The sequence below is a fragment of the Sphaerisporangium album genome, from assembly GCF_003323745.1.
Classification (GTDB): domain Bacteria; phylum Actinomycetota; class Actinomycetes; order Streptosporangiales; family Streptosporangiaceae; genus Sphaerisporangium; species Sphaerisporangium album.
In genome coordinates, this window is the sequence record NZ_QOIL01000018.1 from 92,098 (window position 1) to 117,671 (window position 25,574).

Sequence of the window (25,574 nt, forward strand, 5' to 3'; positions counted from 1 at the left end):
CCGGGTTCTCGCCATCACCGTCGTCCCTTCTCGCCGGCCCGGCGCCGGATAGCAAGACCCACACCGGCGAAGGAAACGGACGCCCCGGTGAACCTTTGCGGCCACCGCACTGGACGGGGTCACCGGGGCGAGGGGGCCGAGGGGGCAGGGTCAGAGCCAGCCGTTGTGGCGGGCGAGCGCGGCGGCCTCGATCCGGTTGCGGGTGCCGGTCTTGCCGATCGCGGCCGACAGGTAGTTGCGCACCGTGCTCTCCGACAGGTGCAGCCGCCCGGAGATGTCGGCGATCGTCGAGCCGTCGGCGGCGGCGGTCAGCACGTCGCGTTCGCGGTCGGTCAGCGGGCTCGGGCCGGTGCTGAGCGCGGCCGCGGCCAGCGCCGGGTCGATGACGCGTTCTCCGGCCAGGACGCGGCGCACGGCGGCGGCCAGTTCCTCGACCGGGCCGTCCTTGACCAGGAAGCCGTAGGCTCCGGCCTCCATGGCCCGGCGCAGGTAGCCGGGCCTGCCGAAGGTGGTGAGGATGAGCACGCGGCAGGACGGCAGGCGCTCGCGCAGGTCGGCGGCGGCGTCCAGGCCGCTGCGGACGGGCATCTCGATGTCCAGCAGCGCGATGTCGGGGCGGTGCTCCAGCGCGGCGGGGAGGACCTGGTCGCCCGAGGCCACCTGGGCGACGACCTCGATGTCGTCCTCCAGGCCGAGCAGCAGGGCCAGGGCTCCGCGCATCATGCCCTGGTCCTCGGCCAGCAGTACCCGGATCATCCGGCCCCCGCCGCGCCGAGGCCGGTCACAGCGTTTCCCCGGGCGTCTGTGGGCATGGTCACGCGCAGCCGGAACCCGCCCGCGGGCAGGTCGGCGACGTCCAGCAGCCCGCCGGTGGCCGTCACACGCTCGCGCAGCCCGCGCAGGCCGTGGCCGGACCCGGCCAGGGCGGCGCCTCCCTTGCCGTCGTCGCGGATCTCCAGCACCGTGCCCTCCCGCCCGACCCCGAGATCGATCTCGCACGCCCGCGCCCCGCTGTGCCGGATCAGGTTGGTGACGCCCTCGCGCACGGCCCAGCCGAGCAGCGCGTCGGCCTCGGGCGCGAGGTCGGCCACGGGCATGCGGGTGGTCAGCCTCACGCCCGCGTCGCCGAGCACCGTGCGGGCCGAGTCGAGCTCGGCGGCCAGGCCCCGGCCGCGGTACCCGGTGACGGCCGTGCGCACCTCCGTCAGGGCGTCGCGGCCGATCTTCTCGATGTCGGCGGCCTGCTGGGCGGCGGCCTCCACCCCGGCGGGCAGCACCCGGCGCACCGCCTCGGCCTTCACCACCATCACCGACAGCGTGTGCCCGAGCAGGTCGTGCAGGTCGCGGGAGAAGCGCAGCCGCTCCTCGGCGACCGCGATCCTCGCCAGCTCCTCGCGCGTCCTCTTGAGCTGCCCGATCACCTGGAACAACTGCAGGATGATGGCCGGGACCAGGCCCGCGGTGAACGTCCCCCAGCCCAGTGACAGCGTGCCCGCCAGGTCGCCGTCCTCGGCGAACGCCACCGCGCACGCGGTGACGGTGAGCGCCGCCAGCACCGGCCACACCCTGCTCAGCGGCTTGACGACCACCCCGCAGGCGATCGCCAGCAGCAGGAACAGCGTGTACCAGGCGCCCTCCAGCGTCAGCGCGAGCACCAGGGTCAGCGCGCCGAGGGCGGGCAGCGGGCCCTTCTCGGCCCGGCGGGGGGCGGTGAATCCCAGCCGGACGCTCCAGACGTACAGGACGCCGGCCGCGACCAGGCCGGGGATCGCCAGCCACAGCGGGCGGGACTCGTCGTGGACGATGCCGAGCAACGGGGGGACGAGCAGCAGCAGCCAGGGCATGAAGCCCCGGGCGTCGGGGCCCTGCGCCGCGAAGTCGCGGTCCATGGAGTCCGGGCAGGGGATGCGCGCCTCGGTCACCGGCCCAACCTAACCTTCCGCCTCGCGGACCGCATCCCCGGGCCCGTCAGGCGGAGCGCCCGGCGCGCCGGTAGGAGGCCAGCGCGTACAGGCCGAACACGGCCAGCCACCCGCACAGGATCAGCACCGACCGCGGCGCGGGCGCCTCGCCGTAGGCGACGTTCCAGGACAGGTCGGCGTAGCTGTGGGTGGGCGTCCACTCCGAGACGGCCTTCAGCCATCCGGGGAAGACGTCGGAGGGGATCCACAGGCCGCCGGCGACGGCCAGCGTCATGCTGGAGGCGAAGTTCGCGATTCCCGCCGCCTGGCCGGTGAGGCGGTACCCGTTTCCCAGGCCGAACAGCGTGAACGGGATCGTGCCCGCCCACAGCAGCGCGATGATGGAGATCCACTGGCCGGCGTCCAGGCGCACGCCGTTGACGAACGTGCCGGCCAGCAGGATCGCGGCGATGGCGGGCACGACGACGACCATGCCGGTGATGGCCTTGCCGGCCACCACGGCCGCCGGGGCCAGCGGGGTGAGCCGCAACTGGCGTAGCCAGCCGAGCGCCTTGTCCTCGGCCAGCCCCGACCCGTTGTTGAACGCGGCGCCCATGCCTCCGTAGGCCGCCATGCTGACCATGACGAACAGCGCGGCCTTCTCCCGGTCGCCGGGGGCCAGGGCGAGCGTGGTGAAGATCAGGTACATCACCACGGGCATCGCGATGCCGAAGACGACGAACGTGACGTCGCGCAGCACGCGGACGACCTCCAGGCGGACGTAGCCGAGCATCAGACCGCGCTCTCTTCCTGGCCGGCGGGGCCGGTCCTGACGGGGGAGGGGACGGGCGGGGTGGCGCGGTGCGCGGTCAGCGCGACGAAGGCGTCCTCCAGGTCGGCGGGGGACACCTCCAGGTCGCGCACGGCGCCGGCCTGGGCCAGCGCCACGACGGTGGCGTCGGAGTCGGTGCAGCGCAGGCGGGCGCGGTCGCCGCGGATCTCGATGGCCGACACGCCGGGCAGGCCCGCCAGCCAGGACGTCTCGCCGGTGACCGTGACGCCGACCGTGGTGAGGGCGGTCACCCGCTTGATCTCCCTGCTGGTGCCGTCGGCGACGATCCGGCCGCGGTCGATGACCACGATGCGGTCGGCGTGCTCGTCGGCCTCCTCCAGGTAGTGCGTGGAGAACAGGATGGTCTTGCCGCGGGCGGCGAAGCGGCGCATGCCGTCCCAGAACTCGCGGCGGGCCTCGACGTCGAGCGCCGAGGTGGGCTCGTCCAGCACGATCAGGTCCGGGTCGCCGGCCAGCGCCAGGGCGAACCTGACCCGCTGGGCCTGGCCGCCCGACAGCTTGTCCACCCGCCGCCCGGCGAGGCCGCCGAGCCCCGCGCCGGCCAGGATCCGCTCCAGGGGGAGCGGATCCTGGTAGGTTCCGGCGACGAACCGGATCAGCTCGCCGACGGTGACCCGATGGATCAGGCCGCCCTCCTGGGGCATGGCGCCCACGCGCCCGGCCCGCACGGCCTGCCCGGGACGGCCGCCGAAGATCTCGGCCCGCCCGGAGTCGGGGGCGATCAGGCCGAGCATCATGCCGATGGCGGTGGATTTGCCGGCGCCGTTGGGGCCGAGCAGGGCCACGGTCTGCCCGCGGGGGATCTCCAGGGACAGGCCGTCCACGGCCCGGACCGCGCCGAAGCTCTTCGTCAGCTCGCTGAGCGCCACCGCGGGAGGTGCTCCGGGGGAGCCGGTGGCGTCCGCCGCGGGTGGGGCGGGGGAGACGGCGTTCGCGTTCATGCCGGCAACGCTAGGGAGCGCGCCGCGCGGCCGGTAGGAACGGTGATCCGCTGTTGGGCGGGACAAAAGTACTGAGCCGGCCGGCAGGCCGCTCGGACGGCGGGGAGGCGCGGGAGGCCCTGGCGCTCGGCCGATGGCCGGACGCGGCCACGCGGCGGACAGGCCGTCCCCCTTTTGATCTACATTGTAAAGGGCGCGGGTCGGTTCATCCCTCCCTGACCAACCCACCCACGCCCACTCTCACAACGAACCGAGCAGCCGCGCGGTGTCCGCCGGACGCGAGAACATCGGCCAGTGTCCGGTGGGCAGGGCACGCAGCTCCCGGTCCCCGCCGGCCATCGCCGTGAAGATCGGACTTCGTCACCGACCTCACCGACGCGTTCACCACGGTCGCGACCAGGGAGGCGGCCCGGCGGGACGTGATCCGCAAACGGCTGCCGCTGGTTGTACGCGCTCGGCACCAACGCGGGGATCAAACGCGTCGCCGACGGCGGCCGTCACGGCGAGACCGAGGCCGCGCTGCAGATCGGCAGGGACAGCGCTCCCCGGGAGGAGGTCCGAGGCCGGGATGTTCATTCGGTGACGTGCCGGGCCCGAGCAGAGGTCTCGGTGTTGCGGGCGGCCCAGGCGGCCAGGAGTTGCAGGCCGTCACCGGACGGGGTTCCCGGTTCGGCGGAGTAGGTCAGGAGGGTGAGGGCCTGTTCGCCGGGCAGCTCGAACGCCTCGAAGTCGAGGTCGAGGTCGCCGATGGCGGGGTGGTGGAAGCGTTTGGTGCCGTGCCGTGCCGGTGCACGTAGACGTCCTGCGCGGCCCACCAGGCGCGGAAAGCGAGGGCTCCGCGGCGCAGTCCGAACCTCATTCCGGAGGGCTGGTGGACGCGCTCGCCGGCCGCCTGCGCGCCTACGGCGCCCGCGAGCCCGGTGTCCCGGCGAGCTGAGGGACGCCGCTTGGCCTGGTCAGCCGCGCGGGGGCAGCGGCGGGACGGCCAGGTGGGGACGGTCGGCCGGGCGGGGCGTGTGGGGAGGCTGGGCGGCCAGCCGCTCCACCGCGACGTCGATCGCGCGCTCCAACTGCGTGTCCACCCCGCGCGCGTAGTCCTGCGGGGTGATATCGACCTCGATGTCGGGGTCGGTGCCGTAGTTCTCCACGCGCCAGCCGACGTCGTCGAAGGCGAAGGAGAACTCCGGCTGGGTGGTGACCGTGCCGTCGGCCAGCCGGTGGCGCGGCCAGATGCCGATCACGCCGCCCCAGGTGCGCTTGCCGATGAGCGGGCCGAGGCGGAGCAGCTTGAAGGTGTGGCTGAAGATGTCGCCGTCGGAGCCGGCCAGCTCGTTGGTGATCGCCACCATCGGGCCGCGCGGCGACTCGGACGGGTAGGGCTGGGGCACGCCCCAGCGCGGGAAGTCGTACCCCAGCCGGCGCCGGGCGAGCTTCTGCATCACCAGGCCCGACACGAAGCCGCCGCCGTTGAACCGGACGTCCACCACCAGGCCCTCGTGGTCGTACTCGGCCAGGAAGCCCCGGTGGAACTCGGCGTAGCCGCTGACGTCCATGTTGGGGATGTGGATGTAGCCCACCCTGCCGCCGGTGCGCTCGTGGGTGCGCCGCCGGTTGGCCTCCACCCAGTCGCGGTAGCGCGCGGCCTGCTCGTCGGCGATCGCCTTGACGGTGACGCGCCGCGGCGGGCCGTCGCCGCGCCTGATCGTCAGCTCGACCTCCTGGCCGGCCTGGTTGACCAGCAGCCGCGCCGGCCCGTCGGGGCCTTCGACGGGCCGTCCGTTGATCGCCAGCACCGCGTCGCCGGGCCGCACGTCCAGGCCGGGGCGGTTGAGCGGGGAGGTGGCGTCCGGGTCCCACGGGTCGCCGCGGACGATCGCGGCGATGGTGTGCACGCCGTCGGCGTAGGACCAGTCGACGCCGAGCTTGCCCTGGGAGTAGTGCGGCCGGGGGCGGTACTCGCCGCCGCTCTCGTAGGCGTGGGAGGTGCCGAGCTCGCCCTGGACCTCCCACAGCAGGTAGGAGAACTCGCCGCGGGTGCCGACCCGGTCGACCAGGGGCAGGTAGCGGTCGTAGACGCCGTCCCAGTCGATCCCGGACATGTCGTCGGCCCAGAAGTGCTCGCGCTGGAGCCGCCAGGCCTCGCGGAACATCTGCCGCCACTCGGCGTCGGGGCTGACCGACACCTTGACGCGGTCCAGGTCGATCCAGCCGCTGGTCCTGCTCGGGGAGTCGTCGTCGCCGGGGGACTCTCCCGCCTTGATCACGCGCAGGCGCCGCCGCGCGCGGTACAGCAGCGTGGTGCCGTCCAGGCCGAGCTGGAACTCGGTGACGCCCGAGACCAGGGTCTCGATCTTCTGCCGGGTCAGGTCGTAGGCCTGCAGGGTGCCGGTGGCCGGCTCGGCGTAGTCGTCGCCGCGGCTGCCCTGGACGGGGGAGGAGGTGAACAGCACCTTGTCCTTCATCGCGGCCAGGCGGTCGTAGCGGCCCTCGGGGACCGGGAAGGCGACGACGCGGCGGTCGATGCCCTCGAAGTCGATGCGCAGGCCGGATTCGCCCATGTCGTCCTGCCCGGTCGCGCCGCCGGCGCCCTCCGCTCCGTCCGGGCTCGCGATGCTCTCCCCGCCGGCCTCGCCCTTGTCGCCGTTGTCCGTGCTCTTCTCCGCGGTGTCCTTCTCCGCGCCCTTGTCCTTGTCGCCGCCGGAGGCGTCACCGGACAGGGGCCTCGGCTCGGGCACGAAGGGCGAGCCGACGTCGGCGCGCAGCGCGACCGCGTACGGGCGGGTGCCGAGCGGGAAGCCGAGGTCGAACTGCAGCTCGTCGAAGACCGGATTGAAGATCCGTTCCCCGATGAAGTACAGGTAGCGGCCCTCGGGGTCGAAGGCGGGCGCGCGGTCGCGCAGCACCGGCCGGGTGGCGAGGCGGGACTCGCCGGTGGCGAGTTCGTAGACGCGGATCGCGGTGGTCTGCGCGGACTCGGGGCGGGTGTAGGCGAGCCAGTCACCGGCCGGGGACCAGACCGGGTCCTCGATGCGGCCGAAGCCGCTGCGGTCGGCGACGGTCAGCGTGGCCTCGCCGCCGGCGGGCAGGTCGAGGACCAGCAGCTCGTTGCGGTGGTTGGTCAGCGCGACGCGGTCGGCCTCGGGGGAGACCGTGAGGGTGATCGCGCGCCCGGTGTCCAGGTGGTCCAGGCGCACGGGGGCGGCCCCGCCGTCGGCGGTGAGCACGACCAGCACCTCGCGGTCGCCCTCGTCGCTGGCGGCGGCCACCAGCCGCTCGGCGTCCTTCAGCCAGGTCAGCAGGCGGTAGCGGACGCCGTCGGGCTCGCCGTGCTGGCGGACGGGGCCCTCCCACGCGGCGAAGGAGTAGGCCTTGCCCCGGGTGGTGATGGCCAGGCCGCTGCCGTCGGGGGAGAGGGCGGCGCTGTCGAGGTAGTGGGCGGCGTGGACGAACCGGCGGTTGCGCTGGGTACGCGGGCTGCCCAGGCGCATCTCGACGCGGCGGGACTCGCCCTCGGCGGGGTCCAGGACGTACAGCTCGGCGCCGGCGTGGTACACCAGCCGCCGGCCGTCGCCGGAGAGGTTGCGGGCGTAGTAGTCGGCGTGGTCGGTGTGGCGGCGCAGGTCCCGGCCCTCGGGGGTGCAGGAGTAGACGTTGCCGACGCCCTCGTGGTCGGACAGGAAGTAGACGCGCTCGCCGGTCCAGCAGGGGGAGGCGAGGTTGCCGGTCAGCGTGATCAGGCGGGTGAACTCGCCGTCGCCGTCGCGGTCGACCCACAGGTCGCCGACGGTGCCGCCGCGGTAGCGCTTCCAGCGGGCCGGGTCGGCGGTGTTGCGGCCGAGGACGACCGCCCCGCCCGGCCCGTAGGAGACGGTGTTCGCGGGGCCGTAGGGCAGGCGCGTGGAGACGCCGGTCGCCGGGTCGACGCGGTGCAGCCAGCGGCGGCGGCCGATGGGCTGCGCCTCGTCGCTGGCGTAGACGACGGCGCCGCCTGGGTCCCAGCCGGTGACCGTGCACAGGGCGTCGTCGTAGGTCATCCGGCGGCCGGCTCCGCCCTCGGCGGGCATGACGTAGACCTCTTCCGGCCCTTCCTCCCGCCCGACGTAGGCGATCTGGGTGCCGTCGGGGGAGAAGCGGGGGTATCCGGCCTCGGCGACCCCGGCGGTCAGCCGGAAGGCGCGGCCGCCGTCGGCGGGCACCATCCAGAGATCGTCTTCGGAGGCGAAGACGATCTCGTCGCCGAAGATCGTGGGGAAGCGGGCGTATGCGGACATCGATCCTCGCGTTCGGGGGGACGGGGGTTTCCATGATCAGGCACCCGGGCCGTCACGTCGAGACGTGAACGGATCTCTTCGCCGCGAGAGAGAACCGCGCACCAGGCGAATACGGGCATATGGCACGAAAAACTAACACGGCCGTACGCCGGCCCGGCGTCGGGTGCCCGATCAGGGACCTACCGGATAACGGGATCATGCCGTCCGCCCTGGGGCGGGCGGACGGCCGGGGCGATGCCCGGTGAGGTCAGCGGGCCTCTCCGGGCCTGGCCTCGCGCTTGTCGTCGTCCTCGCGTTTGTTCTGCTTGGTCTCGCGCGTGGCCTTGATGGCCGCTTTCTTGGCCTTTCCTGTGGCCTTGGTGGACTTCTTTCCTGTTCCCGCCATGTTTCCCCCCGAATGCATGGGTCGAGTTTCACGTGACAATGCCCACATAGGGTGCATCACCGGCTTTAAATACCCATCGCCGCAGCGAATCACCCATATGTAGATTTAAGGGTGTTCTATAGCAAGGTGAGCTGTTCCGGCCCGGCGGGCGGCGCGGGGGCCCTGGGGGCCTCGGCCTGGCGCGCGGAGGACGCCCGCCGGCCCATGCCGCAGGCCGCGGCGAACTCGCGCACCTGCCGCGCGACCCGCTCGCGGTAGGCCTTCGGCGCGTAGGCGCCCCGCCCGTAGAGCTCCAGGTAGCGGGGCACCAGGCGGGGGTGCTCGCGGCCGAGCCAGGCCAGGAACCACTCGCGCGCCCCCGGCCGCAGATGCAGGACGATCGGCGTGACGTGGGCGGCGCCGGCCTCGGCGATGGCGCGCACGGTGCGCTCCAGCTGCGCGGGGGAGTCGGTCAGGTAGGGCAGGACCGGCGCCATGAGCACCCCGCACCGCACCCCGTGCTCGGTGAGCGTGGCGCACACCTCCAGGCGCCGGGCGGGCCGGGGCGTGCCCGGCTCGACCGCCCGCCACACCTGCTCGTCGAGGAACCCGACCGAGACCGCGGTGCTCACCTCGGTGACCTGCGCGGCCTCGGCCAGCAGGTCGAGGTCGCGCAGGATGAGCGCGCCCTTGGTGAGGATGGAGAACGGGTTGCGGTGGTCCCTGAGCGCCGACAGGATGCCGGGCATCAGCCGGTAGCGCCCCTCGGCGCGCTGGTAGCAGTCGACGTTGGTGCCCATGGCGATCGGGTGCCCGCCCCAGCGCGGCGCGGCCAGCTCCTTGCGCACCAGCTCGGGGGCGTTCACCTTCACGATGATCTTGGAGTCGAAGTCGCGCCCGGAGTCCAGGTCGAGGTACTCGTGGGTGCGGCGGGCGAAGCAGTACACGCAGGCGTGGGTGCACCCCCGGTAGGGGTTGATCGTCCACTCGAACGGCACCTGGCTGGCCGCGGGCACCCGGTTGATGATCGAACGGGCCTGGATCTCGTAGAAGGTCATGCCCCGGAACTCCGGGGTGTCGAATCGTTTGGCGACCGCGCCGCGGGCGATCAGCGGCACGGCCGGCGCGCCCTGGCCCGACCCCCCGGCCCCGCGGGCCGGTGAGGGCTCCGAGGACTCCGGCGGGCCGCCGAGGCGCAGGTTGTCCCAGCGCATGACCCTGATTAGAACAGGCATTCGATCGAGATCGCAACTCGCGGAACCGCCGGGCAAAAAGGGGTTCAACGGATGGCTAAAGATCTTCATGATGGGGAGAACGTCGTCACACCGCTTGCGTTGCCGGGAGGTTAGGCATGGCCTCATCGCAGGACGAGGAGCGAATGCTCGCCCAGATCGAGAGTTACCTCACCGACGACGACCCCAGGCTCGCCGCCCGGCTGGAGTCGTTCAACGAGCGCGTGGTGCGCAAGGAGGCGGGCGACCGCAAGCGCACCGCCCGCGCCCGCCGCCGGCGCAGGCGTCCGAGCAGGTCGACGGTCATCATCCTGGTGAGCTGGCTGCTGATCGCCACCCTCATCGCGACGCTGCTGATCATGGTGTTCCGGGGAGACGCGGCGGCGCTGCCCATGTGACACCCGGCCCGCGCCCGCGGGCCGCAGGGGTTCACCCGGGAAGGCCCCGCAGGAAGCGGGCGGCGACCGGCGCGGCCACCGCGCCGCCCATTCCTCCGGCCTCGACCACCACGGCGAAGGCGACATCGCCGCGAAAGCCGATGAACCAGGCGTGGGAGTCGAGCTTGGGCCCGGTGCCGAACTCCGCCGTTCCCGTCTTGCCCGCGGTGCCCGCCGGGAGCCCGGCGCCCTTGGCCGTCCCCTCGTTCACCACCGCCGCCATCATGGCGCGCAGCTTCTCGGCCACCCCCGCCGGCAGCTCCTGCGGCCGGGCCTTCTGTGCCAGCGAGGGCACCAGCGTCGGCGGCCGCCAGGTGCCGTCGGCCACGGCCGCGGCGACGCCGGCCATCACCAACGGGCTGGCGGTGATGCGCCCCTGCCCGAACGACTCGGCCGCCAGGTCGGCGAGCCCCGTGGGCTTGGGCATGCTGCCCTTGGTCGCCGGGACGCCGATGGTGAGCGGCTGGTTGAAGCCCATCATGGTGGCGACCTGCAGGAGTCTGCCGCCGTCCAGGTGCTCGGCCGCGAGCGGGGCGAAGGTGGTGTTGCAGGAGTGGGCGTAGGAATCCTGGAAGGTGAGCGAGCCGAAGGACTCGTGGTCGGAGTTGCGGATCGGCAGCCCGCCGACGTTGGCCTGCTTGGGGCAGGTGACCTTCTGCCCGGGGGTGAGCCCCTCGGCGAGAAGGCCCGCCGCGGTGACGGTCTTGAACGTCGACCCGGGCGGGTAGCGGCCGTCCAGCGCACGGTTGAACCCGCCCCGGTTGTTGACCACCGCGAGGATCTCGCCGGTCGCGGGGCGCATCGCCACCAGCGAGGCGGGCTTGTCCAGATCGCGGACGGCGGCGACGGCCGCCCGCTGCACCCCCGGGTCCAGGCTGGTGCGCACCGGTTTGCCGGGGGAGCCCTCGATCGTCTTCAGCGTGCGCACGGTCTTCTTGGACCCGTCGGTCACCACGATGCGGGTGGTCGGCACGCCCGCCAGGTCCTTCTGGAAGGTCTCCTGGAGCCCTCCCCTGCCGACCGGGTCGCCGGTCTTGTAGGCGGAGCCGAGCTTGGCGACGTCCTTGGCGGTGGCCTTGTCCAGGTAGCCGGCGAGCTGCTGTACCGAGCCGCCGGCGTCGGGGCCGTCGATGCGGGCTCCGGAGGCGTCCTCGATCGCGGCGCGTTGCGGCCACGTCGTCTTCAGGGCCAGGTGGGTGGAGCCGGTCAGCGCCGGGTGCACGGCGGCGGGCGTCCAGGCGACCTTCCAGTGGCGGTCGGCCACCACCAGCTCCAGCGAACCGGTGTAGGTCCACTCGCCGATGTTCTTGAGCGTGAGCGTGGCGGTGTAGGCGGCCTTGGCGCGATCGCCCCCGGTTTCGGTGACCGGGCCTAGCCGCACGGCGGTGCGCGAGGCGCCGAGGTTGTCGTCCGGCTCGGCGTAGGCGGCCTCGAACCCGCTCACCGGCGCGGCCAGGTCGGCGCGCATGGCCGCCAGGTCGCCGCGGGCCCAGGCGGCGGTGAAGCGGGACGCCGTCTCGGCCGCGCTGCCCCGGGTGTGCAGCACGTAGTAGGCGCCACCGGCCGCGGCCCCGGCCACCAGCACGGTGGCGACGGACGTGATCGCGATGATACGGCCGCGCCGCACGAAGCCCCCCGGTGTCTCGACGTCGCCACGAGCTTAGCGCGCGATCCGCGGGGAGCGCGGGGGACGCCGGGAACCCGCGGCGGTCACCGCCTCGCGGACGGCTCACGCGGTGCGGTTCAGAGGGTGTGGTTCGGAGGGGGGCGGCCCGGGGCGGGCTCGACAGGGCTCAGGCCGCGCGCCGGGGCGCCTCCTTGCGGCTCTGGGCGTAGGACGGCACGTACTGCTGGCCCGACAGGCGCTGGATCGCCTTCATCACCTCGTCGGTCACCGCCCGCCGGTCCTGGGCCCGGCCCGGATCGCCGGTGAAGTGCAGGGGCTCGCCGATGCGGACGCCGATCCTGGCGATGCGCGGCACCGTCGCCCCCGGCGGCAGCACGCGGTCGGTGTTGACCATCGCCACCGGGACCACCGGCACCCCGGCCGTCAGCGCCAGCCACGCCACGCCGATCTTGCCCCGGTACAGCCGCCCGTCGGGGGAGCGGGTGCCCTCGGGGTAGATGCCGAACAGCTCGCCGCCCTTGAGCACCCGCAGGGCGGTGTCCAGCATGGCCTGGGCCGCGGCGGCGCTCTCGCGGTCGATGGCCACCTGCCCGGTGCCGCGCATGAACATGGCCATCAGCCGGTTGCCGGTGAAGTACTCGGACTTGGCGACGAAGGTCACCTGCCGGGGCAGCATGAGCGGCAGGAACACCGAGTCCAGGATGGACAGATGGTTGGAGGCCAGGAGCGCCGCGCCCGAGGCGGGGACGTTCGCGGCCCCGGTCACCTCGGGCCGCCACAGCAGCCGCAGGACGGGGCTACTGATGATCTTGGTGATGCGATACAGCACGGACTCTCCCGGTGTGCGAACGGCCAATGACCACCATACGACCCGTGGTGGAAACTATGTGTTACGGGAGCGCACAAACTGTTACATCCGCCGACAACGAAGAGCCCCGCGAGACGGGCTCGCGGGGCTCTTCGTTGTGGCCGATGTGGCGGTCGCCTCCTCGGCGAGAGGCACAACACGGCTCCAGCCGAACGGTATTCCGTGAAGGCGGTAATTGCGGCCCGGGGGACACAAACCACATCGGCTACCACCGACTGTAGCCCACTTCCGGGAGTCGTCCCTCCAGACCTGCCGACCGCAGGGGGCACCCCGTGACGTCCTTGTGGGGGACACCAGGGGGTTCGCCGCAAAACAGGACGCCAGGGGCGCCGCCGGAAAATCCGGGGCGGACCACGCGGCGCGGCGGGAAGATGGGGTCATGCTGGAGACCGGACGACTGATCCTGCGCCAATGGCGCGAGGAGGACCTGCGGCCCTTCGCCGAGATGAACGCCGATCCCGAGGTGATGGAGCACTTCCCGGCGCCGCTGACCCGGGCCGAGAGCGACGCGCTGGCCGAGCGCGCCCGCGCCCGCCTGGAGGAGCACGGGTTCGGGCTGTGGGCGGTGGAGGTGCGCGAGACCGGGGAGTTCGCGGGGTTCACCGGCCTGGTCTGGCAGCGGTTCGAGGCGCCGTTCACCCCGGCGGTCGAGGTCGGCTGGCGGCTGCGCCGCGCGTCCTGGGGCCGGGGGTACGCCACCGAGGCGGCGGGCGCGGCCCTGGACCACGGGTTCGGGTCCGCGGGCCTGACCGGCGTGATCTCGATGACGGCGGTGACCAACCTGCGCTCCCAGGCCGTCATGCGGCGCCTTGGCATGACGCGCGACCCGGCCGAGGACTTCGACCACCCGGGCATCCCTCCCGGCGGCCACCTGCGCCCGCACGTCCTCTACCGACTGCGCGCCGCCGACTGGCCGCGGCGCCGCGCCGCCGCGCCGGCGAGGGGCCTCACGGGCCGCCCGGCCTGAGGGGACGGGCGGCGGGCATCGCCAGCCGGTCCACCGCCTCGCGGCGCCGGGACTCCGGGCGGCGGTCGTAGCGGGCGGTGGTGACGGGGGAGGCGTGGCCGACCAGCGCCTGCGCGGTCGCCAGGTCGACCCCGGCGTCCAGCAGCTCGCCGATGAACGTGCGCCGGAAGTCGTGCGGGGTGCGCTTGGCCGCCCCGGCGGCGGCCAGTCGCCGGGCCAGGATGTCGGCGATGGCCTGCCCCGTCATCGCCGCCGGCCGCCCGCCGGGGGCCCGTAGCCGCCCGGCCTTGTTGATCGACGGGAACAGCGCCCCCGGCGCCGCCCCGCGCACGGCCAGCCACGCCTCGATGCGCGCCACGGCCTCCCGGGTCAGGTACACCAGGCGTTCCTTGTCGCGCTTGCCGCGCACGCGCAGGGAGCGCGCCGCGGGGTCGTAGTCGTCCAGGGCCAGCCCGGCGATCTCGGCGCGGCGGCAGCCGGTGGAGTACAGGACCGCCAGCAGCGCCCCGTCGCGCGCCCCGGCGGGGGAGTCGTCGCGGTCGCAGGCGTCCAGGGCGGCCCCGGCCACCTCGGCGGGGACGTGCTGCCCGGCGGGCAGGCGGCTGTGGCGCACGGTGGGAAGGTCGGCGGCGCGGTGGTACTCCTCGGCGGTCATCTGGCCCAGGCGCCAGGCCTCGCGCATGACGCGGCGCAGCGCGACCAGGTGCTTGTTGACGTAGGCGGGGGACCAGCCCTGCTCGGTGAGGATCGTGCGGATGCGCACGGTGTGCTCGTAGCGCAGCAGATGCCAGGGCTGGCCGGCGCCGGTCGCCGCCTGGTCGCCGGTGATGACCCGGGCGACCCGGTCCAGGCAGCCGCGCATCGTGCGCCGGGACTCGGCGCCGGTCAGGGAGTCCAGGTAGACCCGGTAGGGGTCGCCGTCGCGCGCGATCGCGCCGGGCCCGGGGTCGCGTACGGCGGGTGCGTCCACGTGACGATCTTAGACCGGCCCGGACCCGCCGCCCTTATTAATCTACATTGTAAAGGCGTCCGGTCGGTGACCGACCAGCGTGACCAGGTCGGTGAGCCTTCGCCCGGCCGCCAGCAACCCCGCGACCAGAGCCAGATCGTCGCAGGCGACGCGGGCGCGGGGCTGCCAGGTCTCGCGCAGCTCGCGCAGGGCCGGCTCGGCGCGCGCCCGGTACGCCGGCAGATCGGGGTGCACCAGCACGCGGCCCGGCGAGCCGCGGCGGGCCGCGCAGCCCCGGCGTTCCAGCCGGTCCACCGTCCGCGCGGCCGCGTCGCCGGAAAGGCCCGCCGCGGCGGCCAGCTCGCGCGTCGGCAGCGGCCCCTGGCGTGACAGCGCGCACAGGCAGCGGAACTCGTCCGGCTCCAGCCCCGCGCGGGCGGCGAGCGCCTCCACCAGCCGCCTGGCCTGGGCGAACAGGGCGGCGGCCTCGCGCTCGACGGCTTCGAGCACCCCGACGCCGGCGTCACCCGCCTCCTCACGGCCCAGGCCGCCGGCCTCCGCCCGGCCCGCGCCGCCGGTGTCCTCGATCTCACGGCTCGTGCCGCCGGGCCACCGGCGCGCGGTGCGGTCGGCGTCGGTGGCCGGGATGCCTCGGATGGCGGGGACGTCGTCGCGGGCCGTCCGGTGTGACGCCTGCCCGGACTGGCGCGGGGCTGGGGCGGAGTCGTGGGCCATGGTCGCGGTCACTCCCTTCGCGGCGATGCCCGGCCGGTGCGGCGGCCGGGCCCGGGTAGGGCGGAGCGGGACCGGCTGAGCCGCCCGCCGGTCGGGCCGGGTGCGAGGCGGCGTCACGGCGGGCAGGCGGCCGGTGTCACATCCGGGCCGGCTGGGTCTCGCTGGAGGACTGGGTGAGGCAGCGCATCATGGCGTCGCGGAAGAACGCGGCGAAGCCCTCGGCGGTGCCGGTGTCACGGCTGTCGGCCAGGTAGGGCACGATGCGGTCCTCGACGGCGTGGACGTGGTGCTGGGAGGCCAGGTGCCGGGCGATGCCGGAGAAGTCGCCCTCGTAGTGGATGACCCGGACCAGCACGTCGTCCTTGACGAACACGCCGGTGCCGAGCAGGCGGGCGGTCTCGCGGCCGTGCTCGTCGGTGACGACCGGCGACTCCAGGGCGGGGGCGTCGCCGAAGATCTCGGCGAGCTCGTCCTCGTGGCCGGGTTCGACGCGGAAAGTGATCATTGCGTAGGGCATCGGGTACCTCCATGGGACACGTCGTGACACGTCTTCACCGGGCGTGCGGGTGGCGGGGATCGCCCGGTGCCGGAGCGATCCCCGCGGGCCGGGCGCCCGCCCCGGCGGCACACGCGCCGGCCCGGGCGGGCGGCCGAGGTCAGTAGGCGGCCACGACCTCGTAGGAGCCGAAGATCCCGAGGCCCTTGTCGTGGTAGCGGGCGAGCGGGGAGGTGGTGGGCAGGTGCTCGGGGCTGCGCTCCCACTCGCGGTAGGCCGGCACGTCGTCCCACTCGCTCAGCACCGCGTACCGGCGCGGGTCGCGCAGCGAGCGCAGCAGCTCGTTGCCGCGCAGGCCGGTCCTGCCCGCCAGCGTGGTGCTGATCTGGTGGTAGGCGCTCTCGATCGAGCCCCTGTCGGACTCGGGCTCGTTGAGGTACAGCGCGACGCGCACCCGGCCGGGGGTGGGGGCGGACCGGCCGCCCATGCGCTCGAGCACCAGCATCGGGATCATCGAGGTGCCGGCCGGGTCACGGAAGGGGTCCAGCCGCATGCGGTTGGCGGCGTGCTCGGGGCTGTGCTCGAAGCGGCGGAACTTCTCCTCGTTCTCCCAGTCGCTGACGATGTAGTAGACGCCGTCCTCGTCCGGGCTCTTGGCCAGCGACTGGCCGACGTTGGCGGGCTGGCGGGCGATGGTGGCGGCGATCTCGCGCCAGGTCCGTTCGAAGTCGCGCTCCATGCCGGGGTGGATCCGCATCTTCACCATGACGCGGTACACCGCGCCGCCCTGGTCGGCCTGGTCGCCGCGTCCGGCGGAGCCCTGCTGTCCCTGCTGTCCGCGCTGAACGCGCTGCCCCTGCTGCCCGTGCTGCCCGTTGGGCGCCTGCCGCGCGCTCTCGTCGCGGGCCGTGTCTCGGGCCGTGTCGCGGGTGCTCGCCCGGGCGTGGTCCTTGCGCTGGTCCCTGGAGTCCTTGGAGTCCTTGGCGTTCATGCCTGCTCTCTTCTATCCGTCGTGCTGGTGTGCGTGGAAGGGACGGTGTGCCGGGGAGAGGGGACCGGACGGCGGGGGCGGTGTGGTGTCCGGCGGCGTGGCGGGCCCGGGGCGGTCACATCCGGGCGGGTGAGGCGGAGGCGGCCTCCTCGACGAGCTGCCGGATCCGGTTCATCTGGATCACGGTGTTGTCGTTGAGGCGCTTGGTCATCTGCTTGTCGCTGAGCGGCGCGTCCGGCTTCATCTCGAAGTCCTGGACCCAGCGCATGCGCACGGCGTCGGGAACCTGGGTGTACTCCCAGAACAGGTTCATGTACTTGAACCAGCCCGGTTCGACCCGGTGGGCGCGCACGGTGCGGGTGCCCGGGTCGGGGGTGCGCTCGGACACCCAGCTCCACTGGTTGCCCTCGGCGTCGGGGTGCATGGTGAGCCGGAAGCGGACGGTGGGCCCGCGCTGCTCCAGGATCTCGGTGGCGGCGTACTCGCTGAACAGCGTGGGCCAGGCCTCGACGTCGTTGGTCATGTTCCAGACCAGGTCCATCGGCCCCGCGATGATGATCTCGTTGTCGGTGTGTCCTGCCATGGTTCCTCCGATGTCAGGCCGCGAGGCGGCGGTTGACGTAGTCGACGGCCGCCTGCGGGGTCTTCATCTCGTCGACGGCGTCGTCGGGGATGCGGACGCCGAGCCGCTGCTGGATGCGGGCGGCCATCTCCAGCACGGCCAGGGAGTCGTAGCCGAGCTCGGCGAACGACACCTCGCCGATGTCCCCGGCCAGGTCGAGGGTCTCGGGTACGCCGGCGCAGCCGCCCATGATGCGTCTCATGTCGTCGAGGGTGAACGTGGTCATGTCTTCCTCCGTTGGATCGGATCGGGTGATCGGGTGTGAGGGGCGCCGCGGGAGCCGCGGTGCGGGGCCGCGGCGGGTTGTTCAGGCGGCGGTGACCAGCACCGCCGCGTTGAACCCGCCGTGGCCCCGGGCCAGGACCAGCGCGTTGCGTACCGGCCCGTCCCTGGCCGCGCTGCGCACCAGGTCCAGCTCGTAGGCGGGGGCGGCGGCGCGCACTCCCACGGTGGGCGGGATCACCCCGTCGCGGATGGCCAGCAGCGCCGTGGCCACGTCCAGGGCCGCGCCGCCCGCGTACAGGCGGCCGGTCATGGTCTTGGGCGCGGTCACCGGCACCCCGTGCGGGCCGAACACCGCGGAGATGGCCTGGGCCTCCAGCCGGTCGCGGGCGGGCACGCCGAGGGCGTCGGCGAAGACCACGTCGACCTCCGCCGGGTCGACGCGGGCCTCCTCCAGGGCCAGGGTGATCGCGCGGCGCAGGTTGGAGCGGGGCTCCTGCCCGGGGACCGGGGGCGGGTCGAAGGTGGCGCCGTAGCCGGCGACGGCGCCGTAGGGGCGGGCGCCGCGGGCGCGGGCGGCGGCGGCGTCCTCCATGATGAGCATCGCCCCGCCCTCGCCGGGCACGTACCCGCAGGCGTCGTCGTCGAAGGGCAGGTAGGCGCGCTCGGGGTCGTCGCGGGTGCTGAGCAGCCCGGTGGAGACCTGGGCGACCAGGCCGTAGGGGCACAGGGAGGCGTCGGTGCCGCCGGTGACCACGACGCGGGCGTCCTGGCGCAGCAGCCTGCGGCCCTGGGCCAGCACGTCCAGGCCGCCGGCCTGCTCGGCGCAGATGACCCCGCACGGGCCGCGCATGCCGTAGCGGATGGAGATCTGGCCGGTGGTGGCGGCGTAGAACCAGGCGATGGACTGGTAGACGCCGACGTATCCGGGGCCCTGGGACCACAGCTTCTCGATCTCGCGCTGGCCGAACTCGGTGCCGCCGGAGGAGCTGGCCGTGACGACGGCCATCTCGTACTCGGGCAGGGTGGCGGGGTCGACGCCGGCGTCGCGCAGGGCCATGTCGGCGGCGGTGAGGCCGAGGTGGCTCCAGTGGTCGGTCTGGACGGCCAGGCGGCTGGGCACGTGCTCGGTGTCGTCGAACTCCGAGACCTCGCCGGCCACGCGGACCGGGTAGCGCTCGGAGTCGAAGCGGGTGATGCGGCCGAGGCCGCTCTTGCCGTCGAGCGTGGCGGCCCAGTAGGCCGGGGTGCCCAGGCCGTTGGGCGCGGCGACGCCGATGCCGGTCACCACCGGCCGGTCGTCGTGGTCGCGCGCGGGTGTGCGGGAGCGTGCACGGGAGTGTGCGCGGGTGGGTTCGGTCATGCGCGGCCGCCTCTCTGGCCGGGTTTCGCGCCGCGGTCGCGGGCGAGCAGCATCGCCGTCTGGAAGCCGCCGAACCCGCTGCCCACGCTGAGCACGACGTCGACCCGTGTGTCCCTGGCGGTGAGCGGGACGTAGTCGAGGTCGCATTCGGGGTCGGCGGTGTGCAGGTTGGCGGTGGGCGGGACGACGTTGTGGGTGATGGCGAGCGCGCAGGCGGCGACCTCGATGGATCCGATGGCGCCGAGCGAGTGCCCGATCATGGATTTGATGGAGCTGACCGGGACCCGGTGGGCGTGCTCGCCGAGGGCGGCCTTGAAGGCGGCGGTCTCGTGGCGGTCGTTCTGGCGGGTTCCCGAGCCGTGGGCGTTGACGTAGTCGATCTGACCGGGGCGCAGCCGCGCCTGGCGCATGGCGGTGCGGATCGCCTCGGCCATTTCGCGGCCGTCGGGTTTGAGGCCGGTCATGTGGTAGGCGTTGCTGCGGCTGGCGAACCCGACGATCTCGGCGTACACCCGGGCCCCGCGCCGCAGGGCGGCGTCGCGCTCCTCCAGGACCATCATGGCCGAGCCCTCGCCGAGGACGAAGCCGTTGCGGTCCAGGTCGAAGGGACGCGAGGCGGTGCCGGGAATATCGTTGCTGGGCGAGGTGGCCTTGATCGCGTCGAAGCAGGCGACGGTGATCGGCGAGATCGGCGCGTCGGAGGCCCCGGCGACGACGGCGTCGGCGGTGCCCTCCTTGACGAGCTGGTAGCCGTGGCCGACCGAGTCCAGGCCGGCGGTGCAGCCGGTGGAGATGAGCGCGACCGGTCCCTCGGCGGCGCCGGCCCAGGCGACCTCGGTGGCGATGGTGCTCGGGATCATGTACCCGTACAGCTGGGGTACCCCGTAGGCGGGGTCGACGAGCCACTGCCGGCCGCAGTCGCTGAGGACCACGTACTCCTGCTCCAGGCCCATCGTGCAGCCGACGGCGCTGCCCACGGTGACGCCGAGCCGTTCGGGCGGCACGTCGCCGGGCGTCAGGCCGCTGTCGGCCAGGGCCTGGCGGGCGCTGACCACGCCGAGCTGGGCGGCGCGGTCCATGCGGCGGACCTCCTGGGGGGACAGCCCGTGCGCGGCCGGGTCGAAGTCGCACTCGGCGGCGATGCGGGAGCGGAACCCGGTGGCGTCGAACAGCGTGATGGCGCGGGTGGCGGTGCGCCCGGCCGTGAGCAGGTCCCAGAACGCCCTGACGCCGATGCCGCCGGGCGCGGCGACGCCGATCCCGGTGATCACCACCCGGCGGCCGGCGCCGGCGTGGTACCGGGAGCGCCGTGCGCCGGGGCGGGCACGGGTGCGGCGCCGGGTGCCCGGACGGGCCTCCCCGGCGCTCATCTCCCTCACCGCGCCGCCGCCGGCGGCGCCCGCGGCGTTCGCCGTGTTCACCGCGGGCTCCCTGCCACGGCCTCGCCGGCGCCTCCGGGCCGGCCCGCGTGCCCGACCTCGGGCTCCTTGCCGGTGTGCGGGTTGGCCTCGGTGTCCACGTGACCGAGCTCGGGCCGCGGCGCCAGCGGGCTGAGGTGGAAGACCATGCACACCTCGTCGTGGCCGTGGTTCTCCACCCGGTGCCGGACGTTCCTCGGCACCATCAGCGCCTCGCCGGGGGACAGGACGATCTCCTGACGGCCGTCGACGCGGACCATGACGGTGCCGCGCACGACGTACATGAACTCCTCGGAGTAGGGGTGGTAGTGCTCGATGAAGTGCTCGCCGGCCTTGAGGTAGGCCGCGCCCATGAAGCCGGAGGTGGAGCCCACGGTCTTGGGGCTGAGCATGACGCGGATGTCGCCGCCGCGGCGCCGGTTCGGCTCCACCTCACCGGCGGTGATCTTGTTGAGGCGGATCTCAGTCACGGCGGTCCGCCTCCCAGGTGTAGAACGGCTCGGCCATGGCGTCCTTGGGCTCGCGCCAGTTCGGGTCGTATGGGCGGATGTGCTCGCCGAGCCGCTGGTTGATCTCGCCGTACAGCGGGTGGCTGCGCGCCTTGTACAGGTTCGGCGTGATGTCCTGGTCGGCCTCGACGAGGTGGAAGTAGAGGTCGTGGAAGCGGAAGAGCGTGCGACGCGACACCCCGATGAGGTGGGGCAGGTCGCTCGCGTCCGAGTCCGCGAAGATCTTGGCGACCGCCTCCGTCTCCGAGGGCTCCATCCGCGCCACGATTAGCGTCCGATGCACCAGACGTCTCCTTTCGTCCTTAGACGGCAATGCTGTCCGGGAGGTCTGGAGTGCCGCTGATGCAGGGCTAGTGCCGGCCTGGTACGCCCGGCCCGGCGCCTCGCCCCCTCGCGGGGGCGGCGCCGCGTGCCCGGGCACGCCGCCCGCGTCTACGGGCCGAGGACGCGCGCCGGGCCGCCGTTGACGCACCCGGCGGGCCGAACCAGCACCGGCAGGGAACGCTCGCCGTCCCCGGCCTGGTCCCCGCGCGCCTGCGCCTGCGCCGTCGACTGACCCGGCACCGGCGCCGCACCGGCCACGGCCTGCCCCGGCTCGCCCGGCCGGGCGTCCCCGGCGTGCTCGCCCCCGGGGTGCTCGCCGAAAGCATCGAGCTCCCGTTCCAGGCACTCGCGCGCGTACAGCCGGACCAGCTCGTGGATGCCGTAGCGCACCTCGGGGGAGCCGGGCCGGGCCGACAGCAGGTGGCAGCCCGCCAGGCGCGCCAGCAGCCGCTCGGCGTGGTCGTCCTCGCAGCCGAGCAGCGCGCCGGTCTGCCGGGTGGTGATGTAGGGGGTCTGCAGCAGGCCGAGCAGCCGGAACAGGCTGCGCTCGGGGTCGCCGAGCCGCTCGTAGGTGCCGCGGAAGGCGGTGCGCACGTCCAGGTCGGCCACGGACAGGTCGGCCAGGCGGGTGCGGGGGTCCTCCAGCCGGTCGGCGAAGGTGCCCAGCGTGAGCCCCTGCCCGGCGGCCAGCCGCGACCCGGCGCACCGCAGGGCCAGCGGCAGCCTTCCGCACAGGCGGACGATCCGCTCGGCCGCGTGACGTTCGGCGCCGGTGCGGGCCGGGCCGACGATCCTGCCCAGCAGCTCCAGGCCCTCCTCCTGGGTGAGCGGGTCCAGCTCGACCATGGAGGCGCCGGCGAAGCCGTGCAGAGCGAACCGGCTGGTGACGATCACCGCGCATCCGGCCGAGCCGGGCAGCAGCGGCTGGATCTGCGCGGCGTTGCTCGCGTCGTCCAGCACGATGAGCACCTGCCGGTCGCTACACCAGGTGCGGAACAGCTTGCTGCGCTCGTCGCGATCGGCCGGGACGTCGCCGGGCGCCACGCCTGCGGCGCGCAGGAACCCGGCCAGCACCTCGCCGGGGTCGGCCGGCGCCGCGCCGCCGCCCAGGCCCGCGAATAGCTGGCCCGAGGGGAACGCGGCCCGCGCGCGGTGCGCGGCGTGCACGGCCAGGGCGGTCTGGCCGACGCCGGGCATCCCGCTCAGGCACAGCACCCGGACGGCGGTGCCGGGCTCGGCGGTGCCGGCCAGCACCGCGGCGATCCGGTCGGTCAGCTGCGCCCGCCCGACGAAGTCGGCGATGTCGGGCGGCAGCTGGGCCGGCCTGACCTCCACGGGCCGGGCCGGGGGCGGGGAGAGCGGCGCGGGCGGGGGGGACGCCTGGGGGGCGGGGGAGGAGGTCTCGGGCAGCGGGTCGACCAGCTCGGGCTGGTCCAGGCCCGGCTGGTCCAGGCCGGGGTCGGCCGACAGCAGGCGCTGCTGCAGGCGGCACAGGGCGGGGGAGGGCTCCAGGCCGAGCTGGCCGATGAGCACCTGGCGCAGGTTGTGGAACACCTCCAGCGCCTCGCCGCGCCGTCCCACCTGGTACAGCGCCGTCATGAGCTTGGCGTAGAAGTCCTCGTTGAGCGGATAGGTCGCGATCAGCTCCTTCAGCTCGCTGATCAGCTCCCGGTGGCGGCCGAGGCGCAGGTCGGCGGCGAGGCGCAGCTGCAGCGCGCGCAGCCTGCTCTCCTCCAGCCGGGTGATCTGCGCCGACAGCAGTTCCCCCGCCGCCAGGTTGCCCAGCGCCGGCCCCCGCCACAGCGCCAGGGCCTGCGTCAGGGTGCCGGTGGCGTGCTGGGGGTCGCCGCGCTCCAGGGCGTTCCAGCCCTCGGCGACCAGGCGGTCGAAGCGGAACACGTCGATGGTCTCGGGCGTGGTCGCCAGCAAGTAGCCGTACGGCTGGGTGACCACCGAGGCGGGGCCGCCGGTGCCGAGCATCTTGCGCAGCTTGTAGACGTAGGTGTGCAGCGTGGGCAGCGCGGTGGCCGGCGGCCGCTCGCCCCACAGCTCGTCGATCAGCTCGCGGGTGGACACGATCTGGTTGTGCCGCAGGACGAGCATCGCCAGTACCGCGCGCACCTTGGCGGCGCTCGGCGTCAGATCCGCGCCCTCGTCGACGACTTGCAGCGAACCCAGCACCCGGAATTCCATGTGATCTCCGCAGATGATCGTCGAAGTCGTGCGAGCCGACCGGTGCGCGGCGCCGGTGTACGCCGCCGCCTGGTGGACCTCTCGAATTTAGATGAACTCGCTTATCGGAACTTCCGGAAAGATGGCTCATGAGGACAAAATCTGCGAAAAAGTCCTGGTCTGGTACTATATTCTTTACCTCGCGCTTATTTCCCGAATAGTGAAGTTGCGGATCTTCGCGCGGAATGACCCCTGCAGCGCTGCCCGTTTTGATATGAAATAGCGCATAATTTCGGCATAAAGGCCGTCGAGTTGTGGGAGACCTCGGCCGCGCCCCCGCCGTCCCGCACCGCCGGAAGGCACCCGGAAACCCCTGCCTCCGCGCGACTTCCGGCGCCGGGCCCAGGGCGCCACCATCGCCCCGCGAGCGCCCGTCGAGCGCCCCGGGGGATGGTGTCCGGACAAGGAGATACGCCACCACGCCGCCGGCCCGCGTACCTCCGGCAGTGACGGGAGGAATGCCATGCGACCACACGCCCGACCCGCGGCCCGCGCGGAGCACCCCGCATGACCGCCACCTCCGCCGCCCCGGCGTCCCGCACTCCCGCACCGGCTCCCGCACCCTCCGCGCCCGCCCAGCCCTCCCCGCTGTGGGTGCACTGCCCCGGATGCTCCGCACCCGTCTACGGCGAGCACTTCCGGCGCGGCCTGCGCGTATGCCCGGCCTGCGCCCACCACGACCGGCTCGGCGCCCGCGAGCGCCTCGACCAGCTCACCGACCCCGGCTCCTTCCGGCCCCTGGCCGCCGCGCCCACCCTCGCCGACCCGCTCGGCTTCACCGACACCCGCCCCTACCCGGCCCGTCTGGAGCAGGCCCGCCGCGACACCGGCCTGGACGAAGCGGTGCTCTGCGGCACCGCCACCCTGGACGGCCACCCACTCGTGCTGGCCGTCATGGACTTCGCGTTCATGGGCGGCAGCCTGGGCTGCGCCGTCGGTGAGCGCGTCACCGCCGCCGCCGAGCACGCCCTGGCCACGGGCACCCCGCTGGCCATCGTCTCGGCCTCCGGCGGCGCCCGCATGCAGGAGGGCGCGCTCGCCCTGATGCAGATGGCCAAGACCAGCCAGGCGCTCGCCGACCTGGACGACGCCGGGCTGCTCACCGTCTCGGTGGTCACCGACCCCACCTACGGAGGCGTCGCCGCCTCCTACGCCACCCTCGGCGACGTCATCCTCGCCGAGGCCGGCGCCCACATGGGCTTCGCCGGGCCTCGCGTCATCTCCGGCACCCTGCGCCAGACCCTCCCCGAGGGCTTCCAGACCGCCGGGACCCTGCTCACCGGCGGCCTGGTCGACGGCGTCGTACGCCGCCCCGAACTCGCCGCGGCCCTGGCCCGCCTGCTGTCGGCCGCCTCCTGGGCCCGCCGCGGCCGCCCCACGCCCGCGCAATGGCGCGACGACGCCCCGCCGCTGGTGCGCCGCGCCGAGGACCTGCCCGAGGACGGCACCGGCGCCTGGACCACCGTGACCCTGGCCCGCGACCCCGGCCGCCCCACCACCCTGGACTACGCCGGCCACCTGCTGGAGGACTTCCAGGAACTGCGCGGCGACCGCATGTCCGGCGACTGCCCGGCCATCGTCGGCGGGATCGGCCGGCTCGGCCCGGTCCCCGTCATGCTCATCGGCCACCAGAAGGGCCACGACACCCGCGAGCTGGTCGCCCGCAACTTCGGCATGGGATCACCCGCCGGGTTCCGCAAGTCCGCCCGCCTGATGCGCCTGGCCGCCAAGCTCGGGCTGCCGATCGTCACGCTCATCGACACCCCGGGCGCCTACGCCGGCGTCGAGGCCGAGGCCGGGGGACAGGCCCACGCCATCGCCGAGAACCTGCGCCTGATGTCCCGCCTGCCCGTCCCGATCGTCGCCGTCGTCACCGGCGAGGGCGGCAGCGGCGGGGCCCTGGCCCTGGGCGTCGCCGACCGTGTGCTGGCCCTCGGCAACGCCGTCTACTCGGTGATCAGCCCGGAAGGATGCGCGGCGATCCTGTGGCGCGACGCCACCGCCGCGCCCAAGGCCGCCGCCGCGCTGCGCCTGGGCGCCCGCGAACTGCTGCGCCAGGGCATCGCCGACGCCGTCGTCCCCGAACCCGAAGGCGGCGCCCACCGCGACCCGGCCCTCACCGCCCGCCTGGTCGGCCGGGCCGTCGCCGCCACCCTGCACGAGCTGGTGCCGGCCGACCCGGCCCGCCTGGTGGCCGACCGCCGGGCACGCTTCCGCCGCTTCGGCCTGCGCGCCTGACCCGCCGGCGCGCC

23 protein-coding genes and 1 pseudogene are annotated in these 25,574 nt (G+C 73.9%); 3 read left to right on the forward strand and 21 right to left on the reverse strand.

Features of this window, described 5'->3' with window-relative positions; genetic code table 11:
* Window positions 1-150: 150 nt before the first annotated feature.
* The 8 genes and pseudogenes from DQ384_RS28485 to DQ384_RS28515 form a co-directional block, all read right to left on the reverse strand.
* Window positions 151-756, reverse strand: coding sequence for a response regulator transcription factor (locus DQ384_RS28485; RefSeq protein ID WP_114031959.1), 606 nt, complete (start codon window positions 754-756; stop codon window positions 151-153).
* Window positions 753-1,922: a sensor histidine kinase gene (locus DQ384_RS28490; RefSeq protein ID WP_114031960.1), complete on the reverse strand. Its 1,170-nt coding sequence runs from the start codon at window positions 1,920-1,922 to the stop codon at window positions 753-755. The genes DQ384_RS28485 and DQ384_RS28490 overlap by 4 nt, the downstream gene beginning before the upstream one ends.
* A 46-nt stretch (window positions 1,923-1,968) precedes the next feature.
* Entirely contained in the window at window positions 1,969-2,694 is a 726-nt protein-coding gene (locus DQ384_RS28495) for an ABC transporter permease (protein WP_114031961.1), read from the reverse strand.
* Window positions 2,694-3,695 (reverse strand): ABC transporter ATP-binding protein, encoded by a 1,002-nt coding sequence (locus tag DQ384_RS28500; RefSeq protein WP_114031962.1) that lies wholly within the window; start codon window positions 3,693-3,695, stop codon window positions 2,694-2,696. Before DQ384_RS28500 ends, DQ384_RS28495 begins: the two co-directional genes overlap by 1 nt.
* A gap of 572 nt (window positions 3,696-4,267) precedes the next feature.
* Window positions 4,268-4,540: pseudogene (locus DQ384_RS28505) on the reverse strand (MmyB family transcriptional regulator); the annotation flags it as partial.
* A gap of 111 nt (window positions 4,541-4,651) precedes the next feature.
* Complete coding sequence (locus DQ384_RS28510; RefSeq protein ID WP_114031963.1) at window positions 4,652-7,966, reverse strand: S41 family peptidase; 3,315 nt, start codon at window positions 7,964-7,966, stop codon at window positions 4,652-4,654.
* A gap of 247 nt (window positions 7,967-8,213) precedes the next feature.
* The gene (locus DQ384_RS41615) at window positions 8,214-8,351 is read right to left on the reverse strand and encodes a hypothetical protein (RefSeq protein WP_181871474.1); all 138 of its coding nucleotides are present in this window, start codon (window positions 8,349-8,351) and stop codon (window positions 8,214-8,216) included.
* 116 nt (window positions 8,352-8,467) lie between these two features.
* A complete protein-coding gene (locus tag DQ384_RS28515) occupies window positions 8,468-9,544 on the reverse strand; it encodes an Rv2578c family radical SAM protein (RefSeq protein ID WP_114031964.1) in 1,077 nt (358 codons plus the stop codon).
* A 137-nt stretch (window positions 9,545-9,681) separates the two neighbouring features.
* On the opposite strand from DQ384_RS28515, the gene DQ384_RS28520 reads away from it, so the two are divergent.
* Window positions 9,682-9,960, forward strand: coding sequence for a DUF3040 domain-containing protein (locus DQ384_RS28520; RefSeq protein ID WP_114031965.1), 279 nt, complete (start codon window positions 9,682-9,684; stop codon window positions 9,958-9,960).
* A 31-nt stretch (window positions 9,961-9,991) separates the two neighbouring features.
* Here DQ384_RS28520 and DQ384_RS28525 read toward each other — a convergent pair whose 3' ends face one another.
* Both DQ384_RS28525 and DQ384_RS28530 read right to left on the reverse strand, forming a co-directional pair.
* Window positions 9,992-11,626, reverse strand: coding sequence for a penicillin-binding transpeptidase domain-containing protein (locus tag DQ384_RS28525; RefSeq protein ID WP_114031966.1), 1,635 nt, complete (start codon window positions 11,624-11,626; stop codon window positions 9,992-9,994).
* Window positions 11,627-11,792: 166 nt separating this feature from the next.
* Window positions 11,793-12,455 (reverse strand): lysophospholipid acyltransferase family protein, encoded by a 663-nt coding sequence (locus DQ384_RS28530; protein WP_114031967.1) that lies wholly within the window; start codon window positions 12,453-12,455, stop codon window positions 11,793-11,795.
* Window positions 12,456-12,873: 418 nt separating this feature from the next.
* On the opposite strand from DQ384_RS28530, the gene DQ384_RS28535 reads away from it, so the two are divergent.
* Window positions 12,874-13,461, forward strand: coding sequence for a GNAT family N-acetyltransferase (locus tag DQ384_RS28535; RefSeq protein ID WP_114031968.1), 588 nt, complete (start codon window positions 12,874-12,876; stop codon window positions 13,459-13,461).
* Here the strand turns inward: DQ384_RS28535 and DQ384_RS28540 are convergent.
* The 11 genes from DQ384_RS28540 to DQ384_RS28595 form a co-directional block, all read right to left on the reverse strand.
* Complete coding sequence (locus tag DQ384_RS28540; protein ID WP_245966845.1) at window positions 13,442-14,431, reverse strand: tyrosine-type recombinase/integrase; 990 nt, start codon at window positions 14,429-14,431, stop codon at window positions 13,442-13,444. The two genes, DQ384_RS28535 and DQ384_RS28540, sit on opposite strands and share 20 nt — an antisense overlap.
* Window positions 14,432-14,473: 42 nt before the next feature.
* Complete coding sequence (locus tag DQ384_RS28545) at window positions 14,474-15,145, reverse strand: MarR family winged helix-turn-helix transcriptional regulator (RefSeq protein ID WP_147268927.1); 672 nt, start codon at window positions 15,143-15,145, stop codon at window positions 14,474-14,476.
* A 136-nt stretch (window positions 15,146-15,281) separates the two neighbouring features.
* On the reverse strand, window positions 15,282-15,662 hold the full coding sequence (locus tag DQ384_RS28550) for a SchA/CurD-like domain-containing protein (protein ID WP_114031970.1): 381 nt from the start codon (window positions 15,660-15,662) through the stop codon (window positions 15,282-15,284).
* 139 nt (window positions 15,663-15,801) lie between these two features.
* Complete coding sequence (locus tag DQ384_RS42390) at window positions 15,802-16,632, reverse strand: antibiotic biosynthesis monooxygenase family protein (RefSeq protein WP_220183183.1); 831 nt, start codon at window positions 16,630-16,632, stop codon at window positions 15,802-15,804.
* Between the two features lie 115 nt (window positions 16,633-16,747).
* The gene (locus tag DQ384_RS28565) at window positions 16,748-17,215 is read right to left on the reverse strand and encodes an SRPBCC family protein (RefSeq protein ID WP_114031971.1); all 468 of its coding nucleotides are present in this window, start codon (window positions 17,213-17,215) and stop codon (window positions 16,748-16,750) included.
* A 13-nt stretch (window positions 17,216-17,228) separates the two neighbouring features.
* On the reverse strand, window positions 17,229-17,480 hold the full coding sequence (locus tag DQ384_RS28570) for an acyl carrier protein (RefSeq protein WP_114031972.1): 252 nt from the start codon (window positions 17,478-17,480) through the stop codon (window positions 17,229-17,231).
* 81 nt (window positions 17,481-17,561) lie between these two features.
* Entirely contained in the window at window positions 17,562-18,839 is a 1,278-nt protein-coding gene (locus DQ384_RS28575; protein WP_114031973.1) for a ketosynthase chain-length factor, read from the reverse strand.
* The gene (locus DQ384_RS28580) at window positions 18,836-20,260 is read right to left on the reverse strand and encodes a beta-ketoacyl-[acyl-carrier-protein] synthase family protein (protein WP_245966846.1); all 1,425 of its coding nucleotides are present in this window, start codon (window positions 20,258-20,260) and stop codon (window positions 18,836-18,838) included. Before DQ384_RS28580 ends, DQ384_RS28575 begins: the two co-directional genes overlap by 4 nt.
* On the reverse strand, window positions 20,257-20,727 hold the full coding sequence (locus DQ384_RS28585; protein WP_245966847.1) for a cupin domain-containing protein: 471 nt from the start codon (window positions 20,725-20,727) through the stop codon (window positions 20,257-20,259). The genes DQ384_RS28580 and DQ384_RS28585 overlap by 4 nt, the downstream gene beginning before the upstream one ends.
* The gene (locus tag DQ384_RS28590) at window positions 20,720-21,049 is read right to left on the reverse strand and encodes a TcmI family type II polyketide cyclase (RefSeq protein WP_114031974.1); all 330 of its coding nucleotides are present in this window, start codon (window positions 21,047-21,049) and stop codon (window positions 20,720-20,722) included. Before DQ384_RS28590 ends, DQ384_RS28585 begins: the two co-directional genes overlap by 8 nt.
* 149 nt (window positions 21,050-21,198) lie before the next feature.
* Window positions 21,199-23,283 carry an AfsR/SARP family transcriptional regulator gene (locus DQ384_RS28595; RefSeq protein WP_114031975.1) on the reverse strand — a complete coding sequence of 695 codons (2,085 nt, stop codon included), beginning with the start codon at window positions 23,281-23,283 and terminating at the stop codon, window positions 21,199-21,201.
* Between the two features lie 546 nt (window positions 23,284-23,829).
* Here DQ384_RS28595 and DQ384_RS28600 point away from each other — a divergent pair.
* Window positions 23,830-25,560: an acetyl-CoA carboxylase carboxyltransferase subunit alpha gene (locus DQ384_RS28600; RefSeq protein ID WP_114031976.1), complete on the forward strand. Its 1,731-nt coding sequence runs from the start codon at window positions 23,830-23,832 to the stop codon at window positions 25,558-25,560.
* Window positions 25,561-25,574 lie beyond the last annotated feature (14 nt).